The following is a 25,482-nucleotide window of genomic DNA, read 5'->3' as shown; positions in this document are numbered from 1 at the left end:
TTTAAACCAAAATGAAAAAACAATTTATTTATCTATTCCTCACGCTGTATACAGTTATGGGGTTTTCTCAGACCATTGAGAAAATTGAAGCTGAAACTTTTAATCAGGCTTCAGGAGCACGAGCCGAAACGAATGCCGCCCGCTCGGGAGGCGGAAACGTTGGTTACATAAAGAACAATACTTGGATTAAATTTAATGCAGTTAATTTTACCGAGTTTGTTACCCGTTTTGATATTGCTGCAGCAGGAGCTACTGGCGGAACAATTGAATTTAGATTGGGTTCTGCAACAGGAACTTTAATTGGTTCTGCAACGATCTCAGGAAGCACAAGCTTTACCGATTACAAGAAGTTCTCGGCAGCCATCACGCCAACTACGGGGTCATACGATCTGTATCTTGTTTTTCTTGGGCCAGGAACAGGATATTTGTTTAACGTAGATTATTTCGAAAAAGTAACTGACAACCCAAATGCTGTGACGCACAAATTGACTGTAGATGTCAATCCGGCCTCATCTGGAACTGTTACGCTTAATCCTGCTGGAACTACATTTGCAAAAGGAACCGAAATAAAACTCACTGCCAATAAAAATTTTGGTTACAATTTTAAGCAATGGGTAGATGATAAAGGAGCTATTGTTTCAACAGCAAATCCGTTAACTTATACTCTAAATGCTGACGCAACACTTATTGCTCAATACGAGACAGTAGCCACTTATGCCTTAAATGTTAATGTAAACGGAGCTTTTGGTTTAGGTGATTATACTGTTTCTCCTGCGGGAAAAGATGGTGCATTTTCAGTTTACGAAAGCGGTACCAATGTTACGATTACGGCTGTAGAAAATGATATTATAAAATTCAGCAACTGGGCTGACGGATCTACGTCATTAAGCACTTCTGTAGTGATGAATGAAAATAAAACGGTTACAGGAACCTATGCTAATCAGACTTTTATTGCAGGATGGACATTTAAGAATGATCAATATGCAAATCCGAGAGTGGCTGAATTGTATTCAAAGGTAGAAAACAGACCGCAGCTATTTGCCTATAATTTGGCAGATAATGTTTTTGCTCCCAATGTCAGACTCCAAAATCGAGGAGGAAAGAACGGGTTTTGCGTCTGGAATACCGAAAGAGGGAATTTTTATTATTTTATGACTACACTTTCAACTGTTGGCTATAAAAATATAAATGTCGCTTCGGGTTTATTAGGCTATTATTATGGATGTGATGAGTGGACATTTCAGTATTCCTTAGACGGGGTAAACTTTGTAAATGTTTCGGCTTTAACGACTATCAATACAGGAACAATTACCAATATTGGCGGAGTTCTTCCTACTGAAGCCGAAGGAAAAGAAAAAATCTATTTAAGATGGTTTCCAAATGTAAACGGACCAAAACACGGTTCGGCAATTGATGTTACAGCAACAATTCTGTCCAATTTAATGATAAAAGCCGATGAGGTTTTGATTACAGATAAAGTTGCGCCAATTTTAGAATCTTCATTTCCGTCAGAGGCAGCAAGTTCTGTGGCAGCCAATGGAAGCATTATTTTAAATTATAACGAACAGGTTCAGTTAGGAACGGGAAATGCTGTTTTAAATGGCAAAAACCTAAACGCCGAATTTGTAAACAAAACAGTTAAATTCAGCTATTTCGGATTAGAATATAACAAACAATATACTTTTACGCTCCCAGCAGGATTTGTAAAAGATCTTTCCGGAAATGACGGTTCAGCACTTACTTTGTCATTTAAAACAATGGAAAAGCCAATTCCAACAAAACGTAAATTTGATTTAATTGTAGATGCAGATGCTACAGCAGATCAGATTGCTTCAGGAAAATATGTAAAAACAATTGCAGAAGCTTTTAATGCCGCGCCCAGTATTTCGGCGTCACGTTTTTTTGTATTAATTACAAACGGAACTTATAATTTGGGTGGAGACGGCACAAATCCGCAGGATGTAGTTTTAAAGCTACCATCAGGAAAGAATAACGTTTCGCTAATTGCACAATCTAAAGACAAAGTAATTCTGCAAGGAAACCCAGGTTGGGGAATTAAAAACGCTGTTCTTTCTATTGAAGCCAATGATTTGTATATGGAAAATGTAACCATCGAACACAAGGATGGAATCACAACTTCTGGACAAAGACCTGCTTTGAATCCCGCAGGAGATCGAAATGTTTATAATGGAGTTCGACTTAGAAGCAAACAGGATACGCAGGTAACGGGAGGAAAAAGAAGTTTTTACTATAAATCTACAATCGAAGGAGATGTTGATTTTATCTGTGGTGGAGGAACGCATTGGTTTGAAGATTGTAAATTGGTTTCGGTTGCTTCCGGTTATATTGTAGCTCCAAATCATGATACAGCTACGCAATACGGGTATATTTTCAATAACAACACGATTTCTGCAGCTACAAGCTATTATTTGGGACGTCCTTGGCAAAATGCACCACGAGCAGTTTATCTGAATACAAAAATGATGACTGAACCCAATACGGCTGGTTGGGCAAGTATGGGAACAGTGCCAGCACTTTTTGCCGAATATAATAGCGTTAACGCAAATGGAGTTGCTGTGAATACCGACAATAGAACCAATATATTTACTGTAAATGGCGTGGCACAGACAGGAAATTATAATCCTGTTTTGACTAAAGCGCAAGCTGATGAATTTACGATTGAAAATGTACTAAGCGGAACAGACAAATGGGATCCGCGTAGGGTGGTGGAGCAAATCGCAAAACCTTCAAATCTTGTTGTATCTGCTGCTAACACTTTAAAATGGGATGAAAATCCGTATGCAATGTGTTATGTGATCAGTAAAGAAGGTAAAATTTTAGGCATTACAATCGAACCTACTTTTACAGATGCTTCAACAACTGCGGGAACTTATACTTATACCGTGCAAGCAGCAAATGAATACGGCGGATTAAGCGATTTGAATAGTATCAGTATGGCTATTAATGGAGGAGCATCTAAATCTTCTATTACGTATTTAAATTCAATAGACGGAGTAGCTCTGATCGGTTTAACGCCAACAGAATATACTGAGGGTACAGTAGTAAAATTGCCAACTCCAACTTTAGCAGGATATACTTTTTATGGATGGTCATCTTCTGGCAATACAGCAAATACTTTAAATGAAATTGCTGCCACAGCAACAGGAAACCAGACTTTATATGCTTTCTGGGGAGTTGGAGGAAATAATAAACCAAATGAAGTTACGCCGCCTTCTAATTTTGATTATGAGTTTACAGCTGCTGTGAACAAAAGCTGGGATAATGCAGGAAACTATAATCCAGCTGTTATGCCAATTGTAGGCAAAACCGTTTCCTGTACCAAGGAAATTGAAACAACAGCTACAGTTTTTCCTGCCGATATGACTTTATCTGGCGCAGGGACACTTCGCTTGAGAGGTGCTCACAAAGCTACCGGCGTCCTGACTTTTAAAGAAGGAACGCGAGTATATTACAATACAAGCGGTGCGGGAATGACTTTAGAAGCGCCAATGGTTATTTCTGGAAATGTAAAATTCGAAATGATTTCTGGTATTGCCAATCAAACCATAATGACTTTAAGCGGGCCTGTTTCAGGAGACGGAATCATTTCGCCTTTAAATATTGGTCAGGGAGTGAATGCCAATACAGGAACTCTGCTTCTTAAAGGTGATAACAGTGAATTTATCGGTAATTGGGATCTTACACAGAAAAGCACAAAATTTCCAACATTAAATTATCCAACGGTAATTGAAGGCGCTTCTGCAAATGCTTTTGGCTCTGGGACTATTAAAATCGGTCAGGATAATTATGTTATTTTTAGCCATGAACGTGCAGCTGGTTCCACTTTAAATCTAAATATCACAGAAAATGGGAAAGCGTCGTTGAATACTGTTTTAAATGTTCAAAAACTTATTATTAATGGAGTAGATTTTAAAGAAGGAATTTACGATAAAACGACAAATCCTGAGTTTTTTAACGGAGAAGGAAAAATCGAAGTTAAAAAAGAAGCAGCAGGTGGGGACAATGATGTTGTTCCTGCGTTTCCTGGTGCTGAAGGTTATGGAAAATATGTAACTGGCGGCCGTGGCGGAAAAGTAATTTATGTTACCAATTTGAATGATTCGGGAGCGGGTTCGCTTCGAGATGCGATTGGTCAGGCTGGTCCTAGAATTGTTGTGTTTAAAGTTTCTGGAAATATTGAGTTAAAAAGCGAATTGAATATTACCGATAATATTACAATTGCAGGACAAACAGCTCCAGGAGGCGGTATCACTTTAAAAGATTATAATGTCAAAGTAAGAGGAAATAACATTATTCTTCGCTATTTGCGCTTTAGAATGGGAGATACCCATGATGTGGAAAATGATGCTTTAGGAGGACGTTTTCAAAAAAATATCATTGTAGACCACTGCTCTATGAGCTGGTCAACAGACGAATGCGTTTCTTTTTATCAAAATGAGAACTTTACGCTGCAATGGTGTATTATTTCTGAAAGCCTTAGGAATTCTGTTCACGCAAAAGGAGCCCACGGATATGGTGGTGTTTGGGGCGGAAAGAATGCTTCATTCCATCATAATCTGTTAGCGCATCATGATAGCCGCAATCCGAGGTTGGGAGAATATGCAAATGATATTTTTGCAAAAACTGATTTAGTAGATATTCGCAACAACGTAATTTACAATTGGGGAGGAAATAGCTGTTATGGCGGAGATGCGATGAATGTAAATCTGGTAAACAATTACTGGAAACCTGGGCCAGGAACATCAAATTCTACTAAGGAACGTATTCTGTCAACGGGCAGAAGTTTAGACGCAACTTCGCCATTATACGGAATTTGGGGGAAATATTTTGTTGACGGAAATTTTGTGGTAGGATCGGAAAGAGCAACGCAGGATAACTGGACATACGGGGTTTACAGCCAATTTCATGGCAGCCAGCTTCCTGTAAGCGATGCAGATAAAGCTGCATTGAAAATCAGTGCACCCCACGCTTTCGGCGAAATTACAACTCATAGCGCAACAAAAGCATATGAATTGGTTTTGGAAAATGCAGGAGCGAATCTATACAGAGATGCTGTCGATAAGAGAGCGGTAGACGACACGCGTTCTGGCAAAGCTAGTATTATGAATGGAGGTAACGGAAGCACTAACGGCTATATCGACACGCCTTCAGCAACAGGCGGATGGCCAGTATTGCCTTCTGGAGAAGCGCCAACAGATACAGATGGTGACGGTATGCCTGATAAATGGGAAACAGAAAAAGGATTAAATCCTGCAAGTTCTGCTGATGGCAATTTAAAAACAATTGACGGAAAATATACTAACGTTGAAGTTTACATCAACAGTATTGTAGATAATATTATATCAAATCAAAATGGCAGTTTAGATGTGTATGTGAATCCGCAGAATTTTGTTGAGAAGTACAATGCGGCAGAAAACGGCTCTAAATTTATTATGGCGAGCGGTACATATACGACGACAACAGATCTAGCGGTTAAAAACCATAAATATGCTTTTGTTCCAGATGCAGGCGCGAAACCTATTTTTGCGGGATCTTTTGCTTCAGAAAATCCAGAAATTGTTTCGGGAAGCTTTAGTTTTGATGGTGTTGATTTTGATTTGACAAATGCTGGAGCAAATCTGCTTCAGTTGAAAAAAGGAGCAAGCGTATCGAGTTTCGAAATAAAAAATGCCTCAATTAAAGGAATCAAACAAAGTTTATTAGTAACTGATGGAACTGCTGAGAATTCTATTTCTAAAATTGCTTTAGAAAACTGTATTATTGATGGAAGTGCAGCAGCTGGAGGAAGTTTTATGCAGCTTGATTCGCATATTGTAAATTCTATTTCGGTTAAAAATTCGACTATTTTCAATTACGAAAAAGGAAACAGTTTCTTGATCCTTCAAAACGAAAATGCCGCAGTTCAAACGTTAAACATCACTTTTGAAAGCAATACGATTTATAATTCAGGAAATGCAGCTGGAAACGGATTTGTGTTTGTAGACAATCAGTACAGTGCTGCATCGGCTTACTCTTTCAAAAATAATATTATGCAGGACGAAAGAGAAAATTCAAAACCAATTTATCTCTTCAATTCTAATAATTCTGCCGGAGCAGGAAAAGTAGCTTTAGACAATAATCTTTTTGTTGGAGTTTCTTCTCAAACAGTTAAAGGAGCAGTGATGGTTAGTGAAACCAATGTTAAGACTTTAATTGGGTTAGGATTAACAGCACTCGCGTACCCAAATCCAGGGCAAGGAAATTTTAGTTTTTCTAAAAATTCACCTTTAGCGAAAGCCTCTTTAGAAGGAGGAGCATTAGGAGATCCGAGATGGTTAAAAGCTGATGCAAAATTTTCTAAAATCAGTTATGTAAATTCTATTGATGGAAAAGCTATAGCACTTTCTCCGGCGGAATATATGGAAGGAGTCGTAACGAACTTAAAAACTCCAAAATTAGAAGGCTATACCTTTTTTGGATGGTCGGCTACTGCAACCACGCCAGGATTATTGAAAACAATTCCTGCAGCAGCAACAGGAGATCAACTGTTTTACGCTTTCTGGGGAGAAGGAGGAAATAACAAACCTGATCCCAAACCTATTGTAAAATCTGGTGTTTCATACCTAAATTCGATTGATGGTAAAGCAATTTCTGGTTTAACCCCAATGGAGTATACGGAAGGTTCAGCATTATCATTGCCGATTCCAACCTTAAAAGACTATACATTTTTTGGATGGTCAACTTCGGCAACGGTACCGAATTCAATAAAAGAAATTGCAGTTACGGCGACAGGAAATCAGACTTTCTATGCTTTTTGGGGAGCTGGTGGAAACAACAAACAGGATGAAGCGCCGACTTTTTACAGCATTTCATATTTGAATCTGCCTGCGGGAGCTATTAATCCAAATAAAACAAGCGCACAAACCGGAATTGCTTTTACGCTGGAAGAGGCGCAATGCTCGGGATATCGATTTTTAGGATGGTATGCTGACGCTTTTTACTCAAAAGAAATAACAGGTTTTGGAACTACTCAGAAAGATAATTTCACGCTTTACGGGCGCTGGAAAAAGCTGGGCGAGTTTTTAGTTTTTCCAACTGTTGCTACAGGAAAAGTTACCTTGAAATCAAGTGCAGAATTTGATCAATTGGCAATCTTTAGTATGAACGGGCTTTTAGTTAAACAAGTTGATGTCATTGGTTCCGAAACGGAGATTTCGGTGTCAGATTTGCCCTCTGGAGCTTATTTCATTAAGAGTCTTAAGACAGAGCAGACAGCTAGAATTATCGTTAAATAAATCTAAGATTCGGGATGAGATTTTATTGTTCGTCCCGAACTGATAAAATTATGTTTTAAAAATTAAATCATCATAGATATGAATAATAATATAAAATTATTAGTGTTGGTTTTTATTACCTTATTATCTTCTTGTTCAAGTGATAGTGACAGCGATCAAGATACTAGTGTAAACAAAGGATTTTTAAAAATTGGCAGCCAGACGGTCGAATTATCGCAAGGCTATTTGGAGAATTATGGCATTCGCGGAAATGCTTACAATATTGATTTCTCGTTGCGATCTAAGTCTATTTCTGCAACAGAAGATGGGGCAGTGGTTTACTTCGAGCTGTTTTCTTCTCTTCAAAATAATCTGGCAAAAGGAGATTATAGTTATGGGAGTTTTTCTGAAGCTACAGCTTTTACTTTTACAAAATGGGGGCAATCTTTATTGGGCACAAATGTCAATACAGCAAAAGGAGCTTTGTCGGTTACAAACGGAGTTAGCATTCGTCCAACAGGTGGCACTTTTAAAGTTATCGAAAATGGAGCCAAGTATAAAGTGAGTTTTACGGGAAAAGGTACGGCTACCGTTTATAAAGACGGCGAAATTGCTTCAACTCAAAATGATGTAAGTTTCATTATGCAATATTTTGGAGACGTGAAAAAATCTGAGGGAAAAACATTTACTTCTACTGCAAAAAATGCATCAAATTCGGCAATAGAAAAAGATCACGCTGTTATTTTTAATTGAGTGTGCATTAAAGTATTTTTAAAATAGATTAATACTGTAAAGCCTGAATTTATCAGGCTTTATTGATTTATAATATTTGCATGTGTAGTTGGTTTAGATTGTCATTCAAAATTAATAGCATGGAAGGTCATAGTTTATATATGCAATTTGAAAAGTCTTGGATTTCTTTATTTTATAGCATTTTTGATGTAGTAATGTTTCGAACTCGAGCATTCAAATTGTTTTAATACAGTAATATATGTTCTTGTTAAATCTAAAAGCATCGATTCTGCACCCGTATTAATGCTTGCATTATAAGAAAAACCATTATTTAATTGACTGCTGATTCTGAAACTCTTTAATAGTTAAGTTTCCTAGTGCAGAATGTCTTCTGCAGGTGTTGTAAAAGTTTTCTATATAATCAGCTATGGATTTTTCAGCTTTCTCTTTTGTCTTATATTTATTCTGGTATACCAGTTCTACCTTTAATGTCTTGAAGAAGCTTTCTGCAATTGCGTTATCATAACAGTTTCCCTTACGGCTCATGCTCTGGGTTATCTGTCCGGTATCTGATAATAAAGCAGTAAACTCACTGCATGTATATTGTATCCCCCGATCAGAGTGAAACAGCAATTCCTGATCATGCTGAAGGGGACGATTTAAAAGAGCTTTTGCTAAAGAAGCGATGCTGGTATTTTTCGCTCTCATTGTTTCACTGATGGACCAGCCGATCACTTTGCGGTCAAAAAGGTCTATCACAACAGTTAGATACAGCCAGCCTTCTGCTGTTTCGATGTAGGTCATATCTGAAACCCAGATTTCATTTATTCTGCCTGCTTTAAAAATCTGTTCCAATCTGTTTTCGACGGCATTATTAATGCGGGATGGGCTAGTGGTCTTTTTGTATTTCGACTTTGCAATGCTTCTTAGATGGTTTTCCTTCATAACCTGCCCGACAAATTTTCTCGAGACTTTTATCCCGATAGTATCTAATTCTTTGGCAATTCTTGGGCTTCCGTATCGGCACTGGCTCCAGTGGTAGATTTTTATAATCTCGGTTATGATGTGGGCTTTTCGTTCTGACCTTGCGGTTGGTGTTCTTTTTCGCCATCGGAAAAAACTGCTTTTGTGGATCTGAAAAATCCGGCACATCTTCTCAACGGGAAATATTTTCGAGTTTTCCTTTATGAATTCATATTTCGCCCGCCGCTCCTGGAGAAGATATTTTGAGCCTTTTTTAGGATGTCCCTTTCTATTTCCAGCTCTTTGATCTGTTTCCGTAGCTTCAAGAGCTCGTTTTTATGGGTTATTTCAGCTGGGGTCTTTTTTGTAGTAAATCCGCCTTCCTGATAGAGCTTTTTCCAGTGCTGCAGTGTGCTTGCGCTGATATTGAGCTCTCTTGCCACGTCACAGACCCTTCCGCAGTGGATGCTCATGGTGGCGGCCAGAATCTTGAAGCCCAAAGTAAAGGTTCTTCTTGTAGTTTTCATGCCTGTGAAATTTAGCATTCATAAAGTTAGCTTTCAACAAGAAATTCTAAGTACTATATCCTTCTTTTTTACTATTTCCGATATACACCGCCTAAGCTTTTAGTCGCAAAAAAGGTAGCAACTCCACACTGGAAAGTGCACCGATTCTGCACCTTTAATTTTGTGAGGTTTTATAAATATTGAAAATAGGCCTTAAACGAAAAAAACCTGCAAATCGTTGAATTTGCAGGTCTTCAGACATTTTTTAAGGCTTTTTGAAAAGATTGAAAACTTTGAGTTTTCCGCCTTTTCGGCCTTTCCGTGGGGAGAGCAGGATTCGAACCTGCGAAGTTTTCACAGCAGATTTACAGTCTGCCCTCGTTGGCCGCTTGAGTATCTCCCCGACTCTCTAGCGTTATGCTTAGTTGTTCTAAGCGGTGGCAAAGATAGGAACTCTTTCTACATTTCCAAATAAAAAAATAACTTAATTTTAAGTTGTTTTAAAGTTATTTTTTAATTCATTGGAATTGAATAAAATAAAATTAGATGAAACATTCTTTTTTTTACTTTATTTCTTAAAGTAGGATTAGGATTACGGTAAATAAAAAACTTTTCTTTGGGCTTAATCTTTCATAAACTCTTCAGCCATTGCGTTTGTTGATGCTTTACGCAAAATATTGAAGAAAAAAGAAACTATTTGATAAGCTGAACTTTTATTTCTTTTTTGATGAATTTCTATTTTTAAGTTTATGATATACCGTAAAACAAAAAAATCTCCGCTAGGGAGATTTTTTTAATTATTTCAAGGTATATTATTTAGCTAGCAATTCTTTGATTTTTGCTTTCAGTTCATCACCTCTTAAATCTTGTGCTACCACTTTTCCTGATGCGTCAAGGATAAAAGTTGCAGGAATAGATTCAACGTTATATTGTTTTGCAATTGGCTCGTCCCAAAATTTTAGGTTAGAAACTTGAGTCCAAGTTAAACCGTCTTTTGCTATAGCTTCTTTCCATTTTGCCGCATCTTTATCTAAAGATACTCCAACAATATTCAATCCTTTTGAGTGAAACTCTTTGTATAAAGCCACAACATGAGGATTTTCTTGTCGGCATGGTCCGCACCATGAAGCCCAGAAATCTACAATAGTTACTTTTCCTAAACTTTCTTTAAGCGAAACTACTTTTCCCTCTGGATTAGGAGCCGAAAAATCTGCTCTTCATTTAGCGCTGCCTACCGCTGGAGCTGTTGCACCAACTGATGGCATTTTTGCTTGACCAAATCTAGTTTTGATTTCTTTACCTGGAGCAGTATTTTTTAAAGACTCATCTAAACCATTGTAAAGACCTTCTAATTTTTTCATATCAGCTGTTGGGTCATTCAATAAACTTTGAATAATTAAAGCTGTTATGAAAGATTTTGGGTGATTTTCAGCGTAAGCTAAATATTTCTTTTTGCTTCCTTCTTGAACTTCTTTTTGAATTTCCATGTATTGTTTCATCAAGCCATTGATAGTTGCTGTATCTTGAGCTTGTTGAGCTTGTTTCATTTTATCGTTGTTCTTTTTCTGGAAATCAATTAAGCTTTTTTGAGTTTTGTTCATATCTTCCATGAAAGTTACGTACTCATCATTGTTGTAAGTTCCAGAGATTTTAGACTTATGGATACTATCTTTATCAATAGCAACTTTAATTTCTCCAGTTTCTAAGATAAATGGAATAGGTCCATTAGCACCTTGTAATATTAATGTGTGGAAAGCTGGTTCAGTAACTTTTCCTTTTATTTCAAATTTTCCGTTTTCAACTTTTACTGTATCAAGAGAAACTGGCATTCTTGTAGCAGGATCCTGACCTTGTAAGATAATCGTTTTTCCATTTTCAATCCCTGTAGCAGTACCAGTAATAAGGTATTCTCCATCTTTAACTTTACTGCAAGAAATGATAGCTGCAGAAGCTGTAAGTACAAAAAGTATTTTTTTCATTATAAAAAATTAATTAGTTAATTGATTTGTGCAACAAAAGTATCTAAAATTATAAAACATATAGAATTTTGTAACCTAAAATTTTGTTATAGTTTTTTTTGTTCTAATCGTCCTAAAATCAAGGGGTTTGTTGCTTTTATTTGATTTAAAACTCTTATTTGATTTTTGTTTCTAATGTGAAGATAGGATTTTTATAATAATAATGTATAGAAAAAGCACTCTGTAAAAAGAGTGCTTTCTGTAATATTGTAGTCTAAAAACTATTCTTGGTTTGTTTTCTTTCTCCAAGTAAAAGCATTTAAAATATGTCTTTTTGCAAATCTTGCAGGAGAATCAGCATTTACCATTTTCACGTAAGTTGCTTTAGGAACACTGATGTATTCGTAAACACTTCCGTTAGAAAAGTCAATAATTAAACGTCCTTCAACAAATTTAAAATCTGTAATAGAACAAGTTGTAATTGTTTCTGTATACTCAGGTAAATTAAGTTTGATAGTATCAGGGTGAATACTTACTAAAAAGTGGTAAGCTTCGATAATCGTTTTGCTTTTTTCTTCTGCTTCTTTTAAACCAGCTTCATTTCCCACAAATTTATCAGGATGAGATTCTTTCATCGCATTACGATAAATTGTCTTTAAATCTTTTAACTCTGCAGTTTTTTCTACGTTTAGTAACTTGCGGTATTCAACTATTTTTTTCATAAATAAAAGGTAACTACTTGTCTATTAGTTTGAAATCGTTTTGTTTTAGTTCAAATCGACAAATTTTTTGCAAAGGTACACTTTTTTTTAACTTTTCAGTTTTGAAGCAAAAAATATTGAGAAAAGTTAACTGTAAGTTTATTTAACCGCAAAGTGCGCTAAGAGTTACGCAAAGAACGCTAAGAAATTTATTTAAGATTATATATAAAACCAAAGTTCGCAAAGCTTTGTATAAATAAAACTTTGCGAACTTTGCGTACCTCTTTGGGTTCTTTGCGGTAAAACTTAACTATTCCAACAAAAAACAAAAAACTTGAAACCTGAAACAAAAAAAAACTATTCCGGCTTATGATTCGCTTTATCGAAGTTCCTTGATTTTTTAGGATATTTATCGTAGCTCATGTCGCTTGGATTTTCAATAACAGACTTTATGGTAATCCAATCTCCAACCTCAAATTTAGCCTGAACCATTTTGTAGTCTAAAAGATATTCGCCACAAAAATAGTTGTTGTTTTCATCTTTTTCGATTATACCGGTAAAAACTCCTTTTTGCGGCATTTTTTGTTCTGTATCTTTAGACATGATTTTATGTTTTGAATTAAAGAGCAAAGGTAAGCAATTTAGGTTTGTTTTAGGGAGTTCGTCGTAATCTGAGTATATTTGCAGCATGCAGAAAAATTTTAAGCCACATCCTAATTCTTTTAAAAATACATTTTGTGCTTTTAATGAAGTACTTCCAGATTCAATTCAAGGATTGAAAAAACAATTTGAAAGCAAAGCAGGAAGTTCGTATTACTATACCGAAGAAGGAATGTACCGCGTTTCGAATCATTGGGGAAGATTGGCCAATAGCAAATGGCGTTTAATTGCCCGAAATCCAGAAACGGAATCAAAAACTAAAATTGGTTTTGCAAAATGGACAGAATTTTATCCTGATAATGCCGAAGAAAAGCTCTATTATATTAAAGCCGATTTTGAAAACAACCTTGCCAATTACGAGCACAAAAATAATCCTGAATATGACGGAAAAGCAGTTTTAAGAACGAGTTCTGAAACCACAAAACGGTTGAAACAGATTAGAAACCTACAGCAGCTGACCAATTGGGCAAAACATTTTGACTATGACGATATTGATGATTTGCGAAAACAAATTATCAACGAATTGATTTTTACTGAAAAAACGTTAGAACAAATTAAAAGAGAGGTGTAATGGGACGTAATAACGAAAAGAACATCAAAAAGCACAACGACAAATTGCACAAAGCGCAGGCAAAAGCCAAACAAGCCGAAATTGCAAGAAAAGAAAAATTAAAGGAAATCGTAAAGAAATTCAACGAAAGTAAAGAGTAAATATAAGTTGCCACGAATTTCACGAATTAGCACGAATTTTATTTAAAATCTGTGTTCAATGCAAATTAAAAATTAGTGAAAATTGGTGTAATTCGTGGCAAAAAATAAAACACAAAACCATATGAATTCAAAATTCGAAACACTAAAAGCAAACGTACAGGAAATCATCGATTTGATTGCTGCGAAAAAAGATAGAGAAGCAAACAACAAATTATTGGAAGTAAGCGAAACATTAGACGAAATGATTGATTTTGCTGAAGAAGATGAAGAAGTGCGAGAAATTACTCGTTACCAGGTTTTGCTAAATCAGCTTCACGTTAAAATTAATGGAGAAGAACCAGTTGATGGAGAGTAAAAAATGTTTCTGCGACTCAGGATTGCCTTTTGGAAATTGCTGTGAATTGTATTTAAGTGGTAATCAAAAAGCCCCTTCGGCATTAGCTTTAATGCGATCAAGATACTCGGCATATGCCACGCATAACGCCGATTATTTAATGGAAACGACTTATGTTTCAGAAAGAAAATATTATTCTAAACCTGAAATATTGAGATGGGCAGTTTCTAATAAATGGCAAAAACTTGAGATATTAAGTTTTACAGAAAACACAGTAGAATTCAAAGCTTACTTTTTAGATTCAGACAATAAACCACAAGTGCATTATGAATTTTCTACTTTTAAATTCGAAAATGGCGCTTGGTATTATTTGGACGGAAAGTTTGAATAATTATTATATCTAACACTGTTAGTTGAGATTTTTGGTTAAATATTTTAACTAAAAATTAATAAACGATTCGTTTTTCATAATTCCAAAAAGATGTAATTTTAGATTTATGAAAAACGAATTTAAAAAAGGCTTTTATTTTAAGACTTACGAAGCTCCTTTTCAGTCTCCGTTTGACAAACTTTTTACGATTTTTAAAGAGTTGATCACTCATACTTCGGGTGATTTTGATGAAGCCATCAACTGGCTTCGGGAACTGGACAAAGAATACAAACTTACCGACGAAAATTATACTATTGACGATTTTATCGAGGACCTTAAGAAAAAAGGATACATAAAAGATGAAGTAAAAGGCGATGGAAGTTCTGGTTTTGGCATTACAGCAAAAACAGAAAGAGCGATCAGGCAGCAGGCTTTAGACCAGATTTTTGGAAACTTGAAAAAATCTGGAAACGGAAATCATAAAACAAAATACGCTGGAAGTGGCGATGAGCACACAGGAGAATTCCGTGAATATAATTTTGGTGACAGTCTAGAAAGAATTTCGTTAACTGAAAGTCTTCGAAATGCTCAGGTTAATAATGGTGTCGAAAGTTTTATGCTAACTGAAAACGATTTGATCGTAGAAGATGCTCAGTACAAAGCACAAATGAGCACGGTTTTAATGATCGATATTAGTCACAGTATGATTTTGTATGGCGAAGACCGAATTACGCCTGCAAAAAAAGTTGCCATGGCATTAGCTGAGTTAATCACAACAAGATACCCAAAAGATACGTTAGATATATTGGTTTTTGGTAATGATGCCTGGACAATTCCGATTAAAGATTTACCGTATTTGCAAGTTGGTCCGTATCATACCAATACGGTTGCTGGTTTGCAATTGGCGATGGATATTTTGCGCAGAAAGCGAAATACCAACAAGCAGATTTTTATGATTACGGATGGAAAGCCAAGTTGCGTTCGCGAACGTGATGGTTCTTATTATATGAATAGTAACGGTTTAGATGAATATATTGTCGATAAATGCTACACACAAGCGCAGCAGGCAAGAAAATTACACATTCCGATTACGACTTTTATGATTGCCAGAGATCCATATTTACAGCGTTTTGTGAATCAGTTTACAGAAGCCAATCAAGGAAAAGCATTTTATACCGGAATTAAAGGTTTGGGTGAAATGATTTTTGAAGATTACGAAGCGAATAGGAAGAAGAGGATTAAGTAGAGTTGCTAAGGTTCTAAGATACTAAGGTTTCTTTGCATCTGAATATACCTTGCGTATATTGTAGAGACGCACCGCAGTGCGTCTAATTAGGTTCAAAGGTTTCGTAAGCAATATAATATAAAAGTTCTGTATATCGTAGAGACGCACTGCAGTGCGTCTACACACAGTAATGACACAATATTTGTCATTAAAAATAAATAACAAAAACTATATTTCAACACAATGGAAATAAATACTATAAAGACATTAGGTCAATTAAAAGCCGCTGGATATAAAAGTACAAGCATTAAAGATGAGTTGCGAAATAATCTTCGTGAAAAAATCAAATCGGGAAAACCTGTTTTTGAAGGCGTTCATGGATTTGAGAATACTGTAATTCCAGAATTGGAACGCGCAATTCTATCTCGTCATAATATTAATTTGCTTGGACTTCGCGGACAGGCAAAAACACGTTTGGCACGCAAAATGGTCGAATTATTAGACGAATATATTCCGTTTGTGGAAGGTTCAGAGATTAATGACGATCCGTTAAATCCGATTTCTCGTTTTGCGAAGGATTTAATTTCTGAAAAAGGAGATGAAACACCAATTTCGTGGTTGCACAGAAGTGAACGTTTCTTCGAAAAATTGGCAACTCCAGATGTAACGGTTGCCGATTTAATTGGTGATGTTGACCCAATTAAAGCTGCAAATTTAAAGCTGTCTTATGCAGACGATCGTGTAATACACTTCGGAATGATTCCGAGAGCGAATCGCTGTATTTTTGTTATTAATGAATTGCCAGATTTGCAAGCCAGAATTCAAGTAGCGTTATTCAATATATTGCAGGAAGGTGATATTCAGATTAGAGGTTTCAAATTGAGAATGCCTTTAGATATGCAATTTGTTTTCACTGCAAATCCAGAAGATTATACCAACAGAGGAAGTATTGTAACACCTTTAAAAGATAGAATTGGTTCTCAAATTTTAACGCATTATCCAGAAAGCATTGAAATTGCCAGAACGATTACAGAGCAGGAATCTAAATTAGATCAAAATCAGACCGATGTTGTGTATGTTCCGAGTTTAGCGAGAGATATTTTAGAACAAATTAGTTTTGAAGCTCGTGAAAGCGAATACATCGATAATAAAAGTGGTGTGAGCGCGAGAATGAGTATTACGGCGTTTGAAAATTTAATTAGTACAGCAGAACGCCGAGCTTTAATTTCTGGAGTTGATAAAACTACATTACGTTTATCAGACTTTGTGGGAATCATTCCAGCAATTACAGGAAAAGTAGAATTGGTTTATGAAGGAGAGCAGGAGGGAGCCGATGTTGTAGCTGAAAGCCTGATTGGGTCTGCGATTCGAACATTATTCCCTGAATATTTTCCTAAAATAGAAAAGCTGGAAAAACCAGACGAAAAGACGCCATATTCTGATATTGTAGAATGGTTTTTCGCGGAAAGCGGTTTCGAATTATTAGATGATGCTTCAGATAAAGAATATAAAAGTATTTTGGATGAAGTAGCGCCTTTAGATGATTTATTGAAAAAATATCAGCCGCAATTGGCAAAAGAAGATGTGTATTTTATGAAAGAATTCATTCTTTGGGGATTGGTAGAATACAGAAAGTTGAGTAAAGACCGTTTTGCAAAAGGAAATCAGTTTAGAGATATTTACGGAAGCTATATCAGTAAATTCTAAAAAATGATATTAAGATTTTTTAACACATAGAAACATAGTTTTTGCAAACTGAGAAAAAGGCGTTTCACTAATTTAAATTCACATAGCTATGTGTTAAAGCTAGCTTTTTTTGTAATCTTAAACAGAAGCATTAAAATCTATGTTTCTATGTGTTTAAATTAAATTTTATTGAATTTGTATTAAAACTTAATCTGGTCTAATCGGTTTTTCAAAACCGGTTGGACCTTTTTGTTTTGAATAGTTTACTTTTACAATCCAAAAATAAATTTATGTTATTCCTTATATTAAGTATTCTTTGCAGTGTAATTGTGGGTGTTATTTTCAAAATATCTAGAAAATATAATGCTAATCCATCACAGATTATTTCGTTTAATTACATTGCTGCGATTACGCTTTGTTACTTTACTTTTGCGCCAGATCTAAATGCATTAGACAATAATGCGCCATTAGAAATCTACACTTCTGTTGGAATTTTACTTCCAATATTATTTCTGTTTTTAGCACTTTCTATAAAGTATATGGGAATTGCAAAGACAGATGCTGCACAAAGATTATCATTGTTTATTCCGATTTTGGCGGCTTGGGTGTTATTTAATGAAGGATTTAATACTTATAAAGTTATTGGAGTTTTAGTTGGTTTTGCGGCACTTTTATTCATCTTAAAAAAGCCGTCAGACAACGCAGAAAACAAATGGATTTATCCAGCAACAGTTTTACTTGGATTTGGAATTATAGATATTCTTTTTAAGAAAATAGCTTTATATACTGTCGTTCCTTATACAACATCTTTGTTTTTTGTCTTTCTAATTGCTTTTGCTGTTTCTATTCTAATAGTGATTTACAAGTTCTTTATAGGAAAAGAAAATTTTGTTTTAAAAAGCATTCCTTTCGGAATATTGGTCGGCGTTTTTAACTTCGGAAATATATTGTTCTATTTAAAAGCTCATAAAGCATTTGCAGAGAATCCATCAACTGTTTTTGCGGGAATGAATATGGGCGTAATTATTTTAGGAACTCTTATTGGTGCTTTTTTCTTCAAAGAAAAGCTTTCCAAAATCAATATTTTAGGTTTGTTTTTGGCTCTTATAGCAGTTGTTTTCATATTTTTATCGCAATTACAGTAATTTTTTTTAGTTCATAACCCTTTAGTTTACAGTTGTTTTTGTAAGCGAACAGAAAATATTTAAAATTAACTCTACTAATTCTATAGAATTTATAAATATATTTTTGTAGCTTTGTCTCAACAATGAAAAACTATAGTCAAAATATAAGAACGTCTTTTCCATGCAGCTTTGCGATGTGCTGTATGATGAATCACGTTTTGAAATGGCGTTAATAGAGAAAGTACTTGTTAGTTATTTTTTTTTAGCCTTTCATTGCACCATGAAAGGCTTTTTTTTGAATCGTTAAAAAATCACGATATGAGAACCAACAGAAATATGAAAATTTTGATGCGCCGCTGCCTAATAAAGATTCCGTGTTGCAGCTAATGGACAGCATAAAATAGACATGATCTTCAGAGAGAAGATTGATAAACATAAAAAATAACCCAAACCTAAAACTATATAGTATGAGCTCAGAAATTATAAAACATAATCCGTTTCAATCGATGATTGATCGCTTTAATATCGCTGCAGATATTTTGAATTTAGATGATTCAATTAAACAAAAACTACAGCGCCCAGAAAAACAAATTACAGTGAATTTTTCTATTACTTTAGATAATGGAAACGTTCAAAACTTTGAAGGATATCGCGTAATTCACAACACGGCTTTAGGGCCTTCAAAAGGAGGAATTCGCTATGATACGGCTGTAAATTTGGATGAAGTAAAAGCACTTGCCGCCTGGATGACCTGGAAATCTGCTGTAACTGGAATTCCTTTTGGTGGAGCAAAAGGCGGCATTATTTGCGATCCGAGAAATCATTCTAAAACTGAATTAGAAAAAATTACGAGAGCTTATACCAAAGCTTTGTCTGATATTTTCGGACCAGAAAAAGATGTCCCAGCACCAGATATGGGGACGGGTCCAGACGAAATGGGATGGCTAATGGATGAGTTTTCAATACTGCACGGAAGACCAATTCATGCGGTTGTTACAGGAAAACACTTGCATTCTGGAGGATCTCTAGGCAGAGTAGAAGCTACTGGAAGAGGAGTAAGCATTATTACGCTTTTGGCACTTGAAAAATTAAAAATCAGACCTGCAAGAGCTACTGCAGCGATCCAGGGATTTGGAAATGTTGGATTGCATTCTGCCTTATTTCTGCATGAAAAAGGAGTAAAAATTGTAGCGGTAAGCGATGTTTCGGAAGCATTTTACAATCCGAACGGGATTAATATTCCAGAACTTATTTTGTATTACAATTTGAATAATAAAACTATAAAAGGTTATCCGAATTCGGTTGCGATAAAACATGAAGATTTATTGCTTTTAGATGTTGATGTTTTGATTCCGGCTGCAAAAGAAGATGTTATTACGCAGAAAAATGCTGGAGATATTCAAGCCAGAATTATTATTGAAGGCGCCAATGGGCCAGTTGCTTCAGATGCAGATCAGATTTTGCATGATAAAAACATATTAGTTGTTCCTGATATTTTGGCCAATGCAGGCGGTGTTACCGTTTCTTATTTCGAATGGCTTCAGAATTCGCTTTTGGAGTCTTGGAGAATCAGCCAGATTAATAAGCGTCTGGAGGATATTTTAGAGAAAGGTTTTGAAACTGTTTTTAGAGTGGCAGTAAAACACAACGTAACGCCTCGCATTGCTGCTTATATTATTGCTTTGAAAAAAGTAGCCGAAACACAATCGGTTAAAGAAGTGGCGCTGGAAGCTCCTTTGTTTAAGCAGAATTAAATCAGGTTTACTTCGTAAAAGATCATTTTCGTTGATTGCGTTTTTTGTCTGCTAAAAACGTAATTGATGGAAATGTCTTTTTCGTTTGATTTATTAAAAGAGAAGAAAATTTTAAACACATAGAAACATTCCCGATGGCTATCGGGATTGCAAGTCTGGAAAAAGACGTTTCACTAATTTTAATACACATAGCTATGTGTTAAAGCTTGCTTTTTTTGTAATCTCAAGTAGGACAGAAACAATAAAAATCTATGTTTCTATGTGTTATAATTAAATTACTTAATACATAATTTTTAGAATCGAAAAGTATCATATTAAATGAAAAACATCAATTTTCTAGCATTTGCTATGCCAGCCTTTTTTCTTTTTTTGTTTTTAGAATATAAGCTTGCTCAACGCAGAAAAAAGCCTGAAATTTTTAATTACGAAAGTTCCGTTTCTAATATCTCGATCGGAATTGCAGAGCGCTTGATTAACCTATTTGTTGCGGCCAGTTTTTATCAGCTGTATTATTTGATTTATGACGATTATAGAATATTTGAGATTCCGAGTAATGCCTTAGTTTGGTTTGCACTGATTCTTGCAACCGATTTTGTCTGGTATTGGTATCATCGATTAGGACACGAAGTCAATTTTTTCTGGGCTGCGCATATTGTGCATCATCATAGCGAAGAGTTTAATTTTACGGCTGCGGCTAGAATTACGACCTTTCAAGCTATTATTAGAACAGGATTTTGGTGTGTTTTGCCTTTAATTGGTTTTCATCCAAGTATGGTCATTACAATGCTTATTGTTCATGGCGCTTATTCTTTCTTTACACATACACAGCTTATCGGAAAGATAAAATGGTTGGAATATGTTTTTGTAACACCTTCTGTTCATGGAGTGCATCATGCTTCTGACGAAAAATATCTCGATAAAAATTACGGCGATATGTTTACTTTTTGGGATCGCCTTTTCGGGACTTTCCAAACCGAAGAAGAAAAACCAAAATACGGTTTGACCCATCCTTTGAAAAGCTACAGTTTCTTATGGCAACATTTTCATTATTACTTCGAAATTTACGAATTATGGAAACGCTCCAGTGGATTCAAAGCCAGATGGAATGCTATCTTCGGAAGTCCAGCCGATATGGATCAAGATATTCGCCCAATTCTCGAAAAACGTTTTCTGCAAGATAAAACAGCTCCAAACCAACGACTTCGGTTTAAGAATTACCTTTATATTCAATTAGGGTTTTGTACGTTTATTTTAACCATTTTTACCTATTATTTTGATTATTTAGAAAGCTACGATAAAATATTTGTGCTTTCGCTAGTTATTATAACTTTAATAAACTGTGGTGCTTTGCTAGAACAGCGAAAATGGATTTATTATCTCGAATATACCCGTTTAGCCATGATTTCAACATATTTTCTATATGAAGAAGATTTAATTGCATTTTTCTTCGTTCCAATTGCTGTTATGATTTTTGCTGAGCAACTGTTTTCATTGAGCAAGATTTATCAGAGTACCATTTTGCAGTTGGAGTCTGCTGAATAATTTTTTTCTGCCACGAATTCTCGAATTATTTTTTTATTATCTATTCGTGTAATTATTACGCATAAATTTCACGTATCATTTTAAACAAAAATTCGTGAATTGCTTCGCCAGTCGCTATCGCTCGAGTCGTGGCTAAAAAAAAACTTAGAATCTTAGCATCTCAGAACCTTAGCAACTTAAATTGTCTTTATCTCCATAATCTTCTGTTCAAAAGTATCTTTAAAATCAGATTTGCTTTTAATTCTGGTTTTGTATGTATAGATTGTAGCTACAGAAAGTTCCAGAAATTCTGCCATTTGGCTGCTGTCTTGAATTCCTAATCTGTACAAGGCAAAAATTCGCAATTCGGTATTTAAAAGTTCACCTTTTTTGACAATGCATTTATGATCGTTTGGAAACAATTTATTGAAATCGGTTACGAATGTTGGGAACAATTTCAAGAAGATTTCGTCAAACTGATGAAACAGATTTTCACGTTCTTCTTTTACATTATAGCGTTTTAAACTCGCAATAACTTCATCGGTTTTTTTGGTAATGATTTTATGCAACGTACTTTTCTGAATATGGTCTATTTTATTAATGAAAGCCGAAGTTGCTTTGATAAAATAGGTAATATATTCTTCTTTAATGGCATTAGCTTCACTTAAGCTCACATTCATTTCCTGCAATTGCAAATAAGAATCGGCCATGATTTTTCTCGCTTTATTTTTCTCTTTTAATTGTTTGAAAATGATGCCAAGAAAAACAAAAATAATAACCGTTAAGATCGTCAAGAGAATAATAATCTTCTCGAGTTTATCATTCTTATCTTTTACATTATTAAGCTGTGCTTTTTCAATAATGGGCAAAATCGATGAAATCTCAATTTTTCGGTGTCTGGCATTATAAAAAGTAGCATCATCCATTGCGATATTGATGTATTCGTTTGCTTTATCCAAATAGCCCATTTTAAAAAGTTCATTGGCTAAATTTCGAAGTGCAACAGTTTCTTTCGTCGCATTTTTAACATCTGCAATGGCAGCAAGAGCCAGATACTGAATGGCTTTTTTGGTATAACCTCTTTCAGAATAAATATAGCCGAGACTTGATGTAGCAATTCCGTAGTAATCCGGAGGCAGATTATAGTTGTTTATCCAGTAGCTGAAAGCAAATTCGGCACCTCGCCAGTCTTGCTGTTTCAGGCGCTTTAAACTTTCTGCTGCCCAATACTCATTGGTATTGGTTCCGATTAATTCTAAAGCTTTCTTTAAGAAATGATTTCCCTGCTGTACATAATGAATATTAAAACGCTGATCACGGTTGTAATCGGCTAAATCATAATAAGCACGGGCTTTGATGTTGTAATACTCAAATTTGTTTTTGAGATCCAGTTTGGTATCATCAATAACATTTAAAGTATCAATCGCTTCTTTAAAAAGTCCAGAAGATAGAAGCACAAAACCTTCTTTGATTCGGCTTTTAGATAAATACTTCGGATCTTTTAAAATTTTTGCCTTGATTTTGGATTGTTCCAAATAATAATAAGCCGAGTCGTATTTAAAAGATTTGTATTCATCAAACAAAGACATATAACAGTTGTACAGTTCTTCATTATTCTGACTAAGGGTAAACTTCGATACATTTTTCTTTAAAGCTTCAATTTTTCGATATTTCTGTTTCAGGTAAATCTCTTTCTTTAAGAGTACCTGATCTAATTCTTCCAAATAAGGATTTGTCTCTTTCGCAGTAAGAGAAAAACCGCCCAAGAAGAAAAGCAGCATCAATATTCTTTGCATGATTTTGTTTTGGTTTAGGGAAAAGGTTGGTTGATAGATATAGTTAGTTAATTCGTTTTAAAATTAAGAATAAGTTTGAGATTAAGCTAAACCTGTTTTTCAAGAATCTTGTAAAATGTTTAATAACATAGCCTTTAAAGGGGATTTTCGGAGTGAAAATAAGCTGTAAATGTTAAAAACAGGTAATTTATTTGCAATTATACAATAAAAACTAGTTATATATATGCATAGTGAAAAAAATATGCTCATTATTTTTCATATTGTCATTTTTACCATATAAAAATCGCCTGTTTTTATCTCAACAGCATCTTGATTTTTTACTTAGATGTAAAATTATAAGTAATTGGTAATTAGTTCGTTGTGTTTTTTATTGTTTGAATTTCATCTTGATTTTTCTCAGATTTTTTTTTTAGGATTTATTTAACGGCTAGTTTCGCTGTATCCTTTTGAAGGGGATAACAAACTAACAAAAACCAAAAATTTATGAAATGTAAAAGTCTTTATTGGCTAGCTTTTATGATGTGTTTTTTTGCAATCGGATGCGATAACACAGATGACGGAAGCTACGTAGAACCGATTACCCTTTATGAAAAAGTAAACGGAAATTGGGGATTAACAAATCTGAAAATGGTTGATGAAGTTGCGAAAGCAAATAATATCGAACCGAACGAAGAAAACTTGAGTACTTACTTTAACTACGAAGATTTTAAAATCAAATTTAACGTAGATGAAAAGAACAATCCAACAAGTTATGAAGTAACTGGAGATGTCCCTCCGTTATTTGCTCCTAAAGGATATTGGGCATTAAGTTCAGATTTTCAGCAGACCAACGGTATTGGAACAAAAATCTACTTGTACAGCGATGCGCAAAGAACGCAAAAAACAGATGAATTGATACTGGCTTCAGTTCCAGGTAAAAACAAAGAAATGCAGATTCAATTGGTGCATTCTTCTGGCGGTGTTGCTTTCACGTCTTATGTGTTTAAATTAAATGCTATTAATTAAAAAGTAATATGAAAAAGTTTATATATACAATTTTACTTGCCTTGTTGATGGCTCCTAATTTTATTCAGGCACAAGAAGCTGCTGGAGCTGTGGGGCCAATATCATCATTTCCTGTTATTTACAAATATGATGAACAAGTTACTTGGTATTTTGATATGTCGGCATCGACATTTGCTGAAACAGAAGATTTATACATTTGGATCTGGTCTCCATCTGAACCAGATGCTGGACACTGGGAAAATTCTTCGGACTTTGCAAAACTGAAATACGAAGGAAACAGAATATGGAGTTTTACTTTAACTCCGACAGTTTATTTTTCTAAAACTCCAGATCAAATTGCTAAGAGTGATGGATTCTGGTTTCGTTTAAAAAACAAAAATGGATCTAAACAAAGTGATGTTGCCAATGTGCCTTATACTGATTTTTCATCTTTTTATACTTCAGGTGAATTATTTAGATCATATCCAACAAAACCATTAATCGATAAACCGGTAAGTATTGTGTTCAATGCAAATCTTAATCCTGCATTCGCTGGTACTCCAAGTGTACATATGCATGGCGGTTTGAATGATTGGGCTATTCAGCAAATGTATGAAGCCGCAAAACCAGAAATTGCAGAAAAAACAAAATTGAAAGATTTAGGTAACGGTTTTTATAAAATGGATTTTATTCCTAAACAGTACTTCAATGCGCCAGATGATTTTGTAATGGAAAAGATAAATTTTCTAATGGTTGCAGAGAATTGGACAGCAAATTCTGGCGATCAGGTTATTTACGCAGGAGAATTTGTTCCGCCACCGCCGCCAAGTTTTGCTTTCTTTCCATCACAAATCAGCCAAAAAGATTTTCTTGGAATGTCAAGAAAAAATAACGAAGCAGGTGTAAACAAATTAATCTACACGATTACAGCTGGACCAAAAACAATTTCTGGTGAGTTTACTGGAGGAACTGCAGAAATTAAAGGTTTTGTCAATTTAGTTTCGGAGCTAAACGGAGTTACAGGTTTAAGTGAAATCCATGTTTTGGTAAAAGACAATAAAGACAAAACGATTTCGGATACGACGATTCCGCTTAAAACTTTAGATAAATAATCACTATTAAATTAAAACACCAATTCTAATGAAATGAGCATAACCGAAAAGGTGGTCGTAAAACCAATAGT

19 protein-coding genes, 1 tRNA gene and 1 pseudogene are annotated in these 25,482 nt (G+C 35.0%); 13 read left to right on the top strand and 8 right to left on the bottom strand.

Going from position 1 to position 25,482, the window contains the following annotated elements:
* Positions 1–11: 11 nt before the first annotated feature.
* Together PQ463_RS09885 and PQ463_RS09880 are read left to right on the top strand one after the other, a co-directional pair.
* Positions 12–7,295, top strand: coding sequence for a pectinesterase family protein (locus PQ463_RS09885; protein WP_274257589.1), 7,284 nt, complete (start codon positions 12–14; stop codon positions 7,293–7,295).
* A 78-nt stretch (positions 7,296–7,373) separates the two neighbouring features.
* Entirely contained in the window at positions 7,374–8,027 is a 654-nt protein-coding gene (locus PQ463_RS09880; protein ID WP_274257588.1) for a hypothetical protein, read from the top strand.
* A 306-nt stretch (positions 8,028–8,333) separates the two neighbouring features.
* Here PQ463_RS09880 and PQ463_RS09875 read toward each other — a convergent pair whose 3' ends face one another.
* The 7 genes and pseudogenes from PQ463_RS09875 to PQ463_RS09845 form a co-directional block, all read right to left on the bottom strand.
* Complete coding sequence (locus PQ463_RS09875) at positions 8,334–9,194, bottom strand: IS3 family transposase (RefSeq protein WP_274257948.1); 861 nt, start codon at positions 9,192–9,194, stop codon at positions 8,334–8,336.
* Positions 9,191–9,496 (bottom strand): transposase, encoded by a 306-nt coding sequence (locus PQ463_RS09870; protein WP_274257587.1) that lies wholly within the window; start codon positions 9,494–9,496, stop codon positions 9,191–9,193. Before PQ463_RS09870 ends, PQ463_RS09875 begins: the two co-directional genes overlap by 4 nt.
* 301 nt (positions 9,497–9,797) lie before the next feature.
* Positions 9,798–9,878 (bottom strand) — tRNA-Tyr (locus tag PQ463_RS09865).
* 409 nt (positions 9,879–10,287) lie between these two features.
* A pseudogene (locus tag PQ463_RS09860) lies at positions 10,288–10,626 on the bottom strand (TlpA family protein disulfide reductase); the annotation flags it as partial.
* Positions 10,627–10,692: 66 nt separating this feature from the next.
* Positions 10,693–11,454 (bottom strand): DUF4369 domain-containing protein, encoded by a 762-nt coding sequence (locus PQ463_RS09855; RefSeq protein ID WP_111425513.1) that lies wholly within the window; start codon positions 11,452–11,454, stop codon positions 10,693–10,695.
* Positions 11,455–11,714: 260 nt separating this feature from the next.
* A complete protein-coding gene (locus PQ463_RS09850) occupies positions 11,715–12,155 on the bottom strand; it encodes a KTSC domain-containing protein (RefSeq protein ID WP_026730047.1) in 441 nt (146 codons plus the stop codon).
* A 336-nt stretch (positions 12,156–12,491) separates the two neighbouring features.
* Positions 12,492–12,737, bottom strand: coding sequence for a hypothetical protein (locus PQ463_RS09845; protein ID WP_274257586.1), 246 nt, complete (start codon positions 12,735–12,737; stop codon positions 12,492–12,494).
* Between the two features lie 85 nt (positions 12,738–12,822).
* Here PQ463_RS09845 and PQ463_RS09840 point away from each other — a divergent pair, with 85 nt between their 5' ends.
* From PQ463_RS09840 to PQ463_RS09800, 9 genes are all read left to right on the top strand, one after another.
* Complete coding sequence (locus PQ463_RS09840; RefSeq protein WP_274257585.1) at positions 12,823–13,365, top strand: hypothetical protein; 543 nt, start codon at positions 12,823–12,825, stop codon at positions 13,363–13,365.
* Positions 13,365–13,505, top strand: coding sequence for a hypothetical protein (locus PQ463_RS09835; protein WP_167398337.1), 141 nt, complete (start codon positions 13,365–13,367; stop codon positions 13,503–13,505). Before PQ463_RS09840 ends, PQ463_RS09835 begins: the two co-directional genes overlap by 1 nt.
* A gap of 121 nt (positions 13,506–13,626) precedes the next feature.
* Complete coding sequence (locus PQ463_RS09830; RefSeq protein WP_274257584.1) at positions 13,627–13,860, top strand: hypothetical protein; 234 nt, start codon at positions 13,627–13,629, stop codon at positions 13,858–13,860.
* Positions 13,832–14,230, top strand: coding sequence for a YchJ family protein (locus PQ463_RS09825; RefSeq protein ID WP_274257583.1), 399 nt, complete (start codon positions 13,832–13,834; stop codon positions 14,228–14,230). The genes PQ463_RS09830 and PQ463_RS09825 overlap by 29 nt, the downstream gene beginning before the upstream one ends.
* Positions 14,231–14,336: 106 nt before the next feature.
* Complete coding sequence (locus PQ463_RS09820) at positions 14,337–15,455, top strand: vWA domain-containing protein (protein WP_111366997.1); 1,119 nt, start codon at positions 14,337–14,339, stop codon at positions 15,453–15,455.
* Between the two features lie 222 nt (positions 15,456–15,677).
* Positions 15,678–17,141, top strand: a complete 1,464-nt coding sequence (locus PQ463_RS09815) for a MoxR family ATPase (RefSeq protein WP_274257582.1) — start codon at positions 15,678–15,680, stop codon at positions 17,139–17,141.
* 269 nt (positions 17,142–17,410) lie between these two features.
* Positions 17,411–18,265 carry an EamA family transporter gene (locus tag PQ463_RS09810; RefSeq protein ID WP_274257581.1) on the top strand — a complete coding sequence of 285 codons (855 nt, stop codon included), beginning with the start codon at positions 17,411–17,413 and terminating at the stop codon, positions 18,263–18,265.
* 446 nt (positions 18,266–18,711) lie between these two features.
* Positions 18,712–19,998: a Glu/Leu/Phe/Val family dehydrogenase gene (locus PQ463_RS09805; protein WP_274257580.1), complete on the top strand. Its 1,287-nt coding sequence runs from the start codon at positions 18,712–18,714 to the stop codon at positions 19,996–19,998.
* A 318-nt stretch (positions 19,999–20,316) separates the two neighbouring features.
* Positions 20,317–21,540, top strand: a complete 1,224-nt coding sequence (locus tag PQ463_RS09800) for a sterol desaturase family protein (protein ID WP_274257579.1) — start codon at positions 20,317–20,319, stop codon at positions 21,538–21,540.
* A 176-nt stretch (positions 21,541–21,716) separates the two neighbouring features.
* Here the strand turns inward: PQ463_RS09800 and susR are convergent, their stop codons facing one another.
* Positions 21,717–23,315: a SusR family glycan utilization regulator gene (gene susR, locus PQ463_RS09795; RefSeq protein ID WP_274257578.1), complete on the bottom strand. Its 1,599-nt coding sequence runs from the start codon at positions 23,313–23,315 to the stop codon at positions 21,717–21,719.
* A 483-nt stretch (positions 23,316–23,798) separates the two neighbouring features.
* Here susR and PQ463_RS09790 point away from each other — a divergent pair, with 483 nt between their 5' ends.
* Both PQ463_RS09790 and PQ463_RS09785 read left to right on the top strand, forming a co-directional pair.
* On the top strand, positions 23,799–24,320 hold the full coding sequence (locus PQ463_RS09790; protein WP_274257577.1) for a DUF5004 domain-containing protein: 522 nt from the start codon (positions 23,799–23,801) through the stop codon (positions 24,318–24,320).
* Between the two features lie 8 nt (positions 24,321–24,328).
* On the top strand, positions 24,329–25,411 hold the full coding sequence (locus PQ463_RS09785; protein ID WP_274257576.1) for a hypothetical protein: 1,083 nt from the start codon (positions 24,329–24,331) through the stop codon (positions 25,409–25,411).
* Positions 25,412–25,482 lie beyond the last annotated feature (71 nt).

This window comes from Flavobacterium sp. KACC 22763, assembly GCF_028736155.1.
Lineage (GTDB): Bacteria > Bacteroidota > Bacteroidia > Flavobacteriales > Flavobacteriaceae > Flavobacterium.
The sequence above is the reverse complement of the archived record's forward strand: the minus strand, read 5'-3'. Positions and strand labels throughout refer to the sequence as shown.

Excerpts from the sequence above, each read along its gene's own strand:
- PQ463_RS09850 (WP_026730047.1), bottom strand. The coding sequence starts at position 12,155 with ATGAAAAAAATAGTTGAATACCGCAAGTTACTAAACGTAGAAAAAACT.
- PQ463_RS09835 (WP_167398337.1), top strand. The coding sequence starts at position 13,365 with ATGGGACGTAATAACGAAAAGAACATCAAAAAGCACAACGACAAATTG.
- PQ463_RS09845 (WP_274257586.1), bottom strand. The coding sequence starts at position 12,737 with ATGTCTAAAGATACAGAACAAAAAATGCCGCAAAAAGGAGTTTTTACC.
- PQ463_RS09870 (WP_274257587.1), bottom strand. The coding sequence starts at position 9,496 with ATGAAAACTACAAGAAGAACCTTTACTTTGGGCTTCAAGATTCTGGCC.
- PQ463_RS09800 (WP_274257579.1), top strand. The coding sequence starts at position 20,317 with ATGAAAAACATCAATTTTCTAGCATTTGCTATGCCAGCCTTTTTTCTT.
- PQ463_RS09830 (WP_274257584.1), top strand. The coding sequence starts at position 13,627 with ATGAATTCAAAATTCGAAACACTAAAAGCAAACGTACAGGAAATCATC.
- PQ463_RS09805 (WP_274257580.1), top strand. The coding sequence starts at position 18,712 with ATGAGCTCAGAAATTATAAAACATAATCCGTTTCAATCGATGATTGAT.
- susR (WP_274257578.1), bottom strand. The coding sequence starts at position 23,315 with ATGCAAAGAATATTGATGCTGCTTTTCTTCTTGGGCGGTTTTTCTCTT.
- PQ463_RS09820 (WP_111366997.1), top strand. The coding sequence starts at position 14,337 with ATGAAAAACGAATTTAAAAAAGGCTTTTATTTTAAGACTTACGAAGCT.
- PQ463_RS09855 (WP_111425513.1), bottom strand. The coding sequence starts at position 11,454 with ATGAAAAAAATACTTTTTGTACTTACAGCTTCTGCAGCTATCATTTCT.
- PQ463_RS09840 (WP_274257585.1), top strand. The coding sequence starts at position 12,823 with ATGCAGAAAAATTTTAAGCCACATCCTAATTCTTTTAAAAATACATTT.
- PQ463_RS09880 (WP_274257588.1), top strand. The coding sequence starts at position 7,374 with ATGAATAATAATATAAAATTATTAGTGTTGGTTTTTATTACCTTATTA.
- PQ463_RS09825 (WP_274257583.1), top strand. The coding sequence starts at position 13,832 with ATGGAGAAGAACCAGTTGATGGAGAGTAAAAAATGTTTCTGCGACTCA.
- PQ463_RS09885 (WP_274257589.1), top strand. The coding sequence starts at position 12 with ATGAAAAAACAATTTATTTATCTATTCCTCACGCTGTATACAGTTATG.
- PQ463_RS09790 (WP_274257577.1), top strand. The coding sequence starts at position 23,799 with ATGAAATGTAAAAGTCTTTATTGGCTAGCTTTTATGATGTGTTTTTTT.
- PQ463_RS09810 (WP_274257581.1), top strand. The coding sequence starts at position 17,411 with ATGTTATTCCTTATATTAAGTATTCTTTGCAGTGTAATTGTGGGTGTT.
- PQ463_RS09815 (WP_274257582.1), top strand. The coding sequence starts at position 15,678 with ATGGAAATAAATACTATAAAGACATTAGGTCAATTAAAAGCCGCTGGA.
- PQ463_RS09785 (WP_274257576.1), top strand. The coding sequence starts at position 24,329 with ATGAAAAAGTTTATATATACAATTTTACTTGCCTTGTTGATGGCTCCT.